This window comes from Pseudomonas sp. A39, from assembly GCF_058145955.1.
Map to the genome: position 1 here is coordinate 44387 of NZ_JBYVMD010000041.1, position 8583 is coordinate 52969.

Genomic DNA, 8583 nt, shown 5'->3' on the forward strand with positions numbered 1-8583 from the left:
TTAACCTTTCAGCTGAGCCAGGGCGCGGTAATCCGCTCCCAGCGTGGCCTGTAAAATCTCTTTCGGATAATCGTCGGTCACGACCGCTTCGCCCATGTGGCGTAGCAGCACCAGTCGCAGTCGACCGTCGATCACTTTCTTGTCTATCGCCATATGTTCGAGGAAGTCCGCCTCGGTCATTTCCTCAGGCGGAATGACCGGCAAACCGGCGCGCTGGAACAGACGGATGCCACGATCACGCTCTTGGGCGCTGATCCAGCCCAGGCGCTGCGACATGTCCAATGCCATCACCGTGCCAGCCGCGACGGCCTCCCCATGCAACCACACACCATAGCCCATGTGCGTTTCGATCGCATGGCCGAAGGTGTGGCCCAGGTTCAAGGTGGCCCGTACACCGGACTCCCGTTCGTCGGCATTCACCACCAGCGCCTTGGCGGCACAGGAGCGCGAAATCGCCTCGGTGAGCGCCACTTGGTCGAGGTTGCGCAGCGCATCCACGTGTTCTTCCAGCCAGGTCAGGAACGGCTCGTCGCAGATCAACCCGTACTTGATGACTTCCGCCAGGCCCGCCGACAACTCACGCGGTGGCAGGGTATTGAGGGTCGCGGTGTCGATCAGCACGGCTTGCGGCTGATAGAACGCACCGACCATGTTTTTGCCCAGGGGGTGGTTGATACCGGTCTTGCCGCCCACCGACGAATCGACCTGGGACAGCAGGGTGGTCGGCACCTGTATAAAGTCCACGCCACGCTGGTAGCAGGCCGCTGCAAAGCCGGCCATGTCGCCGATCACACCGCCGCCCAGGGCGATCACGGTGGTGCGGCGGTCATGGCGAGCGGTGAGCAGGCCATCAAAAATCAGTTGCAGGGTTTCCCAGTTCTTGTGGGCTTCGCCGTCGGGCAAGATCACAGAAATCACTGAGTACGCCGCCAGGCTGCGGTTCAGACGCTCAAGATACAACGGCGCGACCGTTTCGTTGGAGATGATCGCCACTTGCCGCCCGGCAATATGCGGTGCGAGCAGCTCGGGTTGGTCCAACAGACCTTCGCCGATATGGATCGGGTAGCTGCGCTCGCCTAAATCGACCTTAAGTGTCTGCATGTGTCCCCGCGTTGAAGATGTATTGACGACCGGCAACGCCAAGCGCTGGCGTCACCTGATGGCTCTACGCCACACCCCACAGGGTGATAGCGCGCCGCCGAGAATAGCGCATTTCGGGCCTGGCTTTAACGGGGTGGCAGCCGTTGCAGGCGCTCAAGAATGTCGAGGACCACCATTCGAGGTGGCCGCTCATCGGTTTCTACCACCAGATCGGCGATTTCCCGATAGAGCGGATCACGCAAGGTGAGCAGGTCTCGCAAGGTTTTCTCCGGGTTGGCCGTACGCAGCAACGGACGATTGCGATCTCGGGCAGTGCGGCCCACCTGCTGCTCAACCGACGCATGCAGGTACACCACCCGACCACCGGCATGCAGCGCGCGGCGGTTTTCATCGCGCATCACTGCACCACCGCCCGTGGCCAATACCACGCCATCGCAGCCGCACAGCTCGGCGATCATCGCCTGCTCGCGGTCACGAAAGCCCAGCTCGCCTTCCTTATCGAAGATCCATGGGATATTGGCACCCGTGCGCAATTCAATTTCCTTGTCGGAATCTTTGAATGGCAGGCGCAGCTCTTTGGCCAGCAAACGGCCGATGGTGCTTTTTCCAGCCCCCATCGGTCCTACAAGAATCAAATTTCGCACAGAATCAACGACTCACAGCAATCGCCTGGTTATTCATAATACGCGGAGTCAGGAATACCAGCAGCTCGGATTTTTTCTCCGCCACCACATCGCGCCGGAAAAGGCGGCCAAGATACGGCACATCGCCCAAAAATGGCACTTTATCTACCACTTTGCTTTGGGTATTGGAGAAAACCCCGCCGATGACAATGGTCTCGCCGTCCTTGACCAACACCTTGGCGTTGACCTCGTTTTTCTTGATCGGCGGCACGTCGTTGAGTTTGTTCAGGTAGTCAGGCTCATCCTTGGTGACCTTGACCTCCATGATCACCCGGTCGTCAGGGGTGATCTGCGGGGTGACTTCCAGCGACAACGAAGCCTCCTTGAAGGACACCGACGTGGCGCCACTGGAGCTGGATTCCTGATAGGGGATCTCGGTGCCCTTGAGGATGCGCGCGGTTTCCTTGTCAGACGTGACCACCTTGGGTTGCGAGACGATTTCACCGTTGCCGGTTTTCTCCATGGCGGTCAGCTCCAGATCCAGCAGCAGGTTATCGGTGATAAAGGCGATGCCCAGGCCCGAGGTGCCCGTCAGCGAACCCAAGTCGACAAAGGGCGAACTGGGCGGGTTTTCCGGCGGTTCAGCGCCTTCAGGTTGAGGTTTGGGAATGCCGCCCGCGCCCCAGTTACCGCGATTGAGTCGCCCACCCCAGCGTGCGCCCAGACTTTTGTCGTAATCGACATTGGCCTCGACAATCCGCGCCTCGATCATGACCTGGCGCACCGGAATATCCAGCTGTGCCACGATCCGCCGCAGCTCCTCCAAACGCTCCCCGGTCTGGTAGGCGATGATGTTGTTGGTGCGGTCATCGACGGCTACCGAACCACGCTCGTCGGTGACGCCCTCAAGGCCGGTGACCGACTGGAACAGTTTGGCCAAGTCGGCCGCCTTGGCGTAATTGACTTGCAGCAGCTCCCGCCGCAAGGGCGCCAGTTCAGCCATTTGCTTGCGCGACTCGAGGGTCAGCAGCTCACGCGCAGCCAACTCTTCGGCGGGCGCCACCAGCAATACGCCTGCCTTGACCCGCTTATCCAAGCCTTTGGCTTGCAGCACCAGGTCCAGCGCCTGGTCCCAGGGCACATCCTTTAGGCGCAGGGTGATCGAGCCCTGCACATCGTCGCTGGCGATCAGGTTGAGGCCCGCCACATCGGCAATTTGCTGCAGCGCGGTGCGCAGCTCGATGCTCTGGAAGTTGAGGTTAAGCCTGTCCCCTTTGTAGACGCCCACTGTGGCGCTAGCGGGGGGCGGCAACTGGATCAGGTCTACGCGATTGGGCACAGCAACAGCCATCGGTGTCGTGAACGCTATCCATAGCGCCACACCGAAGGACGAGAAAGTCCTTTTCATTGTTTGATTCCGTTATGAGTTGACGTTTAACACGAGAGTTCGAGGGCGTTCCAGCCAGGCTCCCTGGCCATCAGGAAACAGTTCGACCAGTTCTATATAACGCTCATGAATGGCCGTGACACGGCCATGGTCCGGCCCCAAATAGTCACCCACCGCCAGGCGATGCACCTTGGATGCGGCACGCAGCAGGGCAAAAGCCTGCAGCCCACGGGACAGCGTGCCGACCATCTGGAACTGTTCCACCGCAAGGCTTTCCAGGGCTCCGCGCGGCCGGCCGAGGTCCGGCGCACGGGCTGGCCGACCACGAACATGATCGACTTGAACGGCAAGCCGCCGGAACGGGTCGCGTAAGCCGCTGATGTCGTAGGCAAAGGGCTGCCTCCGCTGGACCTGCCCAGCCACCCCGCCGCCTTGCCGCCAGTAGGCCTTGGCCAGCAGATCGAGGCGCACCAGCGTGCCCTCACGCCGTAGGGTAACGTCGTGCACCGTGGCGATTCGCGGCAGGCTACCCAGGCTACTCAGGAACATTGCCTGGTCGTGATAAGCCCCGGTCAAACCGATCTGCACCGGCTGCTCGTGATAGAACGACCGAGGCTGCTCATCCAGCGGAGTGACACTCTCGACCAGCAAACCATTGGCCAACGCCAAGCCAGCGATGTCTTCCAGCAAGCCGGGCATTTCGGACGCGCCAGGCAGCGCCTGAAAAAGCTCATCGGCTGTCGCCTGCATCAGCTGGAGCTGTTGCGTGCGTGCCTCAAGGCTGGCGGCCAGGACTGTCTTCTGTGTGACGTGCTGCTGCAGGGCCACTTCCCGCGCCTCGACCTGGCGCAACCGCTCCCGCGAAGGGCTCAGGTACACAAGGTCGCCCACCACAAACACCACGCCCGCCAGTGCACAGCCCAACAGGGCCTTGCCAGGTAGGGGCCATTTCGCAGCGTTGTGAGTGAGTGCAGAAAGAGTGAGCCTTGGCAGGCTCAAGGTTGAGCCCCGGAGGACTGGCCCTGGCGCACCATCAGCTGGAATTCGTTGTTGCCGCGTGCGCCATCCGTTCGCACCTGTTGCAACTGAGTGGAATGGGCACCTTGCGCCGCCTCCAGGCGGCGCATCAACTGGGCGATGTCCTGGCTGGATTCGGCGCTGCCGCTGATACTCACCGTATCGCCCTTCGCCACCACTTCGTGCAGGTGCACCCCGTCGGGTACCGCGCGCGCCAACTGATCCAGCAGTTGAGCACCGGATGAGCGGGCATCGTGCAGGTCTTGCACGACCTTCATGCGTTGCGCCAATTGCTGGCTTTGCTCCTGCAGGTCGTCGATGGTCTTGATACGCGAATCCAGGCCAGCGATGTCCTTGCCCAGATGGTCATTGCGGGTCACCTGCCGGTCAATCGCCTGGTCGATCACCTGGTCCGCCAGCCATACGGCGGCGAGCGCGGCGCAGGCGAACGCCAGCAAAAACGCCAGCCAATACTTGCGTCGCCGCTCTGCCAGCGCCTGGCGCCATGGCAATAGGTTGATTCGTGTCTTCAAGCGAAACTCCTCAGGGCCAGCCCGCAAGCAATTCCCATCCCTTGGGCATCCACGGCCCATTGTGCACCATCGACTCGATGGCCCGGCGTGAAGCTGGCGAAATCCTGACTGCAAGCGCGCGCCAATGCAAACGCTTCGACGTCGACCACCCTCGGCACCAACCCGGCCAGGGCCAGAACGGCTTGCCGCGCTTCCACCTGTTCTTTCAGGCACGCGGCCAGCAGTACCTCGACACGGCCTGGATTTAGGGCTGTTGGCCCGCGCACTTGAAAGTCGATAGCCACGTCATCCAGTGGATAAGGAATGTACTGGTCCGCCTCCATCTGGATCATCCAGGTCATCTCATCGTCAGTGAGCCCGGCCTCCATCTCGATCATCCGCGTGATCACCGAAGGCCCGGCCACGGCAGCCGCAGCGCCACGGGCCGACGTCGACAACCGCGATAACGCGCTGCGCAGGGCGCGTGCCACACCGTCGAGATCGAGGAATGTGCCGTCGACCACCGCGTGCGCAGGCAGTGCCTGCGTGACGTAGCCCTGAACGCTGTAGCCTGAAGTGCAGCGGCCCAACTCGACCAGCCGTATGGCCGTGTCATTGATGTCGACACCCAGAAGCGTGTCGACTTTGCGCGTGAAAAATCCCTTTCCCATAAAACTCCCCAACACTTTGTCTGTCATACCGCCTGATTGCCGCCGGGCGCCATGCATTCGGTCGACTTGTTGAACAGGCGCGAATGACGCCCGAAGTCGAAAAATGCTTTAATGCCCAGCGTTTTTTCCCGCTTTTATCTGCAGCTCGGGTCGATCCATCGTTTGCCATGCATGCCCCGACGCCTAACTCATTCTTTTCTCTGGAAATCCAAAAGCCTTGATTCGTCTGCTGAAGTTTTTCGGGTACTCCATTGTCGCCATCGTTTGCGGGCTGCTGCTCGTGCTCAGCGGGGCCTACCTCTACCTTAGTCCGGGTTTGCCCTCCGTAGAGGCCCTCAGAAGTATCCAGTTGCAGATTCCTTTGCGGGTCTACAGCAGCGATGAAAAACTGATCGCGGAGTTCGGCGAAATGCGCCGCACACCGATCCGTTTTGCCGATATTCCGCCCAATTTCATCAGCGCCCTGCTCTCGGCCGAAGACGATAATTTTGCCAACCACTATGGCGTCGACCCCAGCAGCCTGGTGCGTGCGGCGACACAATTGGTAAAAAGCGGACACATTCAATCCGGCGGCAGCACCATCACCATGCAGGTGGCGAAGAACTTCTTCCTCACCAGCGAGCGCAGCTTTTCGCGCAAGGCCACCGAGATCCTCCTGGCACTGCAGATCGAACGTCAGCTGACCAAGGACGAGATCCTCGAGCTGTACGTGAACAAGATCTACCTGGGCAACCGCGCCTACGGAATCGAGGCGGCCTCCCAGGTCTACTATGGCAAGTCCATCCGTGACGCCAGCCTGGCGCAGATGGCCATGATTGCCGGCCTGCCCAAAGCGCCATCGCGCTTTAACCCACTGGCCAACCCGGCCCGCAGCAAAGAACGTCGCGACTGGATCCTGGGCCGCATGTACAAGCTGGGCAAAATCGACCAGGCCGCTTACGAAAGCGCCGTGGCCGAGCCTTTGAACGCCAGCTACCACGTGCCGACACCGGAAGTGAACGCCCCTTATATCGCCGAGATGGCGCGTGCCGAGATGGTCGGCCGTTACGGCAGCGAGGCCTACACAGAAGGCTTCCGCGTGACCACCACCGTACCGAGCAACTTGCAGGACATCGCCAATGAGGCGGTGCATTCAGGCCTCATCACCTACGACCAGCGCCACGGTTACCGTGGCCCTGAATCGCGCCTGCCGGGCAAAACGCTGAGCGCTTGGACCACAGAGCTTGGCAAACAACGCCCGATCAGCGGCCTGGAGCCGGCCATCGTCACCCAGGTGAAGAAAGATGGCGTGCAGGTGCTGACCCGTACCGGCGAAGCCCATGTGGCGTGGGACAGCATGAAATGGGCGCGCCCTTTCCTGAATACCAACAGCATGGGCGCGATGCCTAAGCAGCCGTCGGACGTGGCGCAAGTGGGCGATCTGATCCGCGTACAACGCCAGAAGGACGACAGCCTCAAATTCAGCCAGGTGCCACTGGCCCAAGGCGCGCTGGTTTCGCTGGACCCACAGAATGGTGCAATCCGCGCCCTAGTCGGCGGCTTCGCGTTTGAGCAGAGCAACTACAACCGCGCGACCCAGGCCAAGCGCCAGCCGGGCTCGAGCTTCAAGCCGTTCATCTACAGCGCCGCACTGGACAACGGCTACACCGCCGCCAGCCTGGTCAACGATGCGCCTATCGTGTTTGTCGACGAGTACCTGGACAAGGTCTGGCGCCCGAAGAACGACACCAACACCTTCCTCGGCCCGATCCGTATCCGTGAGGCGCTGTACAAGTCGCGTAACCTGGTGTCGATCCGCTTGCTGCAGGCCATGGGCGTGGGCAAGACCATCGATTACATGACCCGCTTTGGCTTCGCCAAGTCGGACCTGCCGCCGAACCTGTCCCTGGCCTTGGGTACCGCGACCCTTACACCGATGGAAATCGCCACCGGCTGGAGCACGTTTGCCAACGGCGGCTACAAGATCGCGCCGTATCTGATCGACAAGATCGAAAGCCGCAACGGCGACACCCTGTTTACGGCCAACCCGCCGCGCGTGCCGGGTGATGTGGTCAATGGCGTCGCGGCGACTGATGGCCTGGCAGCCCCGAGCAACGGAGGCATCACCATCGAGCCGACCCCAGGCACAACGCCTGCGACCAACGGCACGCCGGCTGAGCCCCAGACGCCTGCCGTCGCCGAGCGCATCGTCGACGGCCGTACCACTTATATCCTCAACAGCATCCTGGAAGACGTCATCAAGAAAGGTACCGGCCGCCGCGCACTGGCGCTGAACCGTCCGGACATCGCCGGCAAGACCGGTACCACCAACGAGTCCAAGGACGCCTGGTTCTCCGGCTACAACGCCGACTACGTGACCACCGTATGGACCGGTTATGACCAGCCGGAAAGCCTGGGCCGCCGCGAGTTCGGGGGCACCGTCGCACTGCCGATCTGGATGAGCTACATGGGCGCGGCCTTGAAGGACAAGCCGCCGCATACGCAGCCTGAGCCGGAAGGCATCCTCAGCCTGCGCATCGACCCGGTCAGCGGCCGCGCGGCCTCGCCAAGCACGCCGAATGCGTACTTCGAACTGTTCAAGAGCGAAGACACGCCGCCATCGGTCAATGAGCTGGGCAATGGCGTTGCGCCAGGCAGCCCACTGCCGGCGGACGAGGCGGCGCCGATCGATTTGTTCTGACCTTGTAGTGAGCGGGCTTGCCCCGCGCTGGGTGGCGAAGCCGCCCCAACACCTGACACCTCGTTCTAATTGGAGAAACTCGGTGCCTGGATTGGGGCGGCTTCGCCACCCGGCGCGGGGCAAGCCCGCTCACTACAAGGGCCATGCGAACACCACACAGCAAAAAGCCCCGACTCGTGAGAGCCGGGGCTTTTTGTTGGTGCGCTACAACAGCTTAGCCGTTGAACACATCATCCACGCTTTGCAGCGGGTAGTTTTTCGGATACGGCAGGGTGGCCACACCGGTCTCGATGGCGGCTTTGGCCACGGCATCGGAGATCAGGGTGATCAGGCGCTTATCCATTGGTTTCGGGATGATGTACTCACGACCGAATTCCAGCTTGGCGCCGCCGTAGGCATCGCACACATCCTGAGGCACCGGCAGCTTGGCCAGTTCGCGCAGGGCGTTGGCGGCCGCCACTTTCATCTCTTCGTTGATGCGCTTGGCGCGAACGTCCAGGGCGCCACGGAAGATGAACGGGAAGCCCAGTACGTTGTTGACCTGGTTCGGGTAGTCCGAACGGCCGGTGGCCATGATCACGTCGTTACGGGT

7 protein-coding genes and 1 pseudogene are annotated in these 8583 nt (G+C 61.5%); 1 reads left to right on the forward strand and 7 read right to left on the reverse strand.

From position 1 onward, the window contains the following. The 6 genes and pseudogenes from aroB to pilM form a co-directional block, all read right to left on the reverse strand. A complete protein-coding gene (gene aroB, locus AC3ZU9_RS25020) occupies positions 1-1101 on the reverse strand; it encodes a 3-dehydroquinate synthase (protein ID WP_012721816.1) in 1101 nt (366 codons plus the stop codon). Between the two features lie 125 nt (positions 1102-1226). Further along, the gene (gene aroK, locus AC3ZU9_RS25025; RefSeq protein WP_010213757.1) at positions 1227-1745 is read right to left on the reverse strand and encodes a shikimate kinase AroK; all 519 of its coding nucleotides are present in this window, start codon (positions 1743-1745) and stop codon (positions 1227-1229) included. 4 nt (positions 1746-1749) lie between these two features. Next, positions 1750-3003 (reverse strand): annotated as a pseudogene (locus tag AC3ZU9_RS25030) (type IV pilus secretin PilQ); the annotation flags it as partial. A 141-nt stretch (positions 3004-3144) separates the two neighbouring features. Beyond that, the gene (locus AC3ZU9_RS25035; RefSeq protein WP_490091488.1) at positions 3145-4110 is read right to left on the reverse strand and encodes a pilus assembly protein PilP; all 966 of its coding nucleotides are present in this window, start codon (positions 4108-4110) and stop codon (positions 3145-3147) included. Then, on the reverse strand, positions 4107-4661 hold the full coding sequence (locus AC3ZU9_RS25040; protein ID WP_231808948.1) for a PilN domain-containing protein: 555 nt from the start codon (positions 4659-4661) through the stop codon (positions 4107-4109). The genes AC3ZU9_RS25035 and AC3ZU9_RS25040 overlap by 4 nt, the downstream gene beginning before the upstream one ends. Beyond that, positions 4658-5311 carry a type IV pilus assembly protein PilM gene (gene pilM / locus AC3ZU9_RS25045; protein ID WP_043206113.1) on the reverse strand — a complete coding sequence of 218 codons (654 nt, stop codon included), beginning with the start codon at positions 5309-5311 and terminating at the stop codon, positions 4658-4660. The genes AC3ZU9_RS25040 and pilM overlap by 4 nt, the downstream gene beginning before the upstream one ends. 220 nt (positions 5312-5531) lie before the next feature. Between pilM and AC3ZU9_RS25050 the strand changes: the two genes are divergently transcribed. Continuing rightward, positions 5532-7991 carry a penicillin-binding protein 1A gene (locus AC3ZU9_RS25050; protein ID WP_412070940.1) on the forward strand — a complete coding sequence of 820 codons (2460 nt, stop codon included), beginning with the start codon at positions 5532-5534 and terminating at the stop codon, positions 7989-7991. A gap of 214 nt (positions 7992-8205) precedes the next feature. Here AC3ZU9_RS25050 and AC3ZU9_RS25055 read toward each other — a convergent pair. After that, positions 8206-8583: malic enzyme-like NAD(P)-binding protein (locus AC3ZU9_RS25055; RefSeq protein ID WP_490091489.1), on the reverse strand; the 378-nt coding region annotated here is incomplete at its 5' end.

Bases quoted from the DNA above. Each gene is read 5' to 3' on its own strand.
- aroB (WP_012721816.1), bottom strand. From the start codon at position 1,101: ATGCAGACACTTAAGGTCGATTTAGGCGAGCGCAGCTACCCGATCCAT.
- pilM (WP_043206113.1), bottom strand. From the start codon at position 5,311: ATGGGAAAGGGATTTTTCACGCGCAAAGTCGACACGCTTCTGGGTGTC.